The sequence below is a fragment of the Pseudomonas tremae genome (genome assembly GCF_001401155.1).
Lineage (GTDB): Bacteria > Pseudomonadota > Gammaproteobacteria > Pseudomonadales > Pseudomonadaceae > Aquipseudomonas > Aquipseudomonas tremae.
Genome location: NZ_LJRO01000258.1, coordinates 1 through 458, shown reverse-complemented (window position 1 = coordinate 458; position 458 = coordinate 1). Strand labels below are relative to the sequence as shown.

The following is a 458-nucleotide window of genomic DNA, read 5'->3' as shown; positions in this document are numbered from 1 at the left end:
GCGGTGACCAAAGAAATGCTGCATCTGGCCCGCCAGACATGGGCGGCTTACTGCAACGCCTCGCCGGTTGCCCTCGCCGAACTGGCCCACACCTCGCAACCATCATTACCCTGCCTTGCCCCGGCCCTGTTACGTCAGCTACAGGAATTACCAGGCGTCGAAGACGGCTTGTCACTCACCGAGCGCCTGTCGTTGCAGTGCATCAGCGAAGCCGGGTCAATGACCTTCGGCCAAGTGTTTGCTGAGCTGACGGACAAGCGCGAGCCTTTACCGTTTCTGGGCGACATGATGTTTCACGCGATGATGCGCCCCTTGATTGATTCTCCGACCGCGCTACTGATCGAATCAGACCCCTAACTTGAATGGCCTCGCCGCTCGCTCAGGCTAACCCCGCTGGGACAGCAAGTATTGGCCGCAAAAGCCTATTGGCCCAACTACTGCCATCAAGCGCGCTGGGT

At 59.4% G+C, this 458-nt stretch carries 1 pseudogene; it reads left to right on the top strand.

The features are described from left to right. A pseudogene (locus ALO43_RS16100) lies at window positions 1-458 on the top strand (DUF1835 domain-containing protein); the annotation flags it as partial.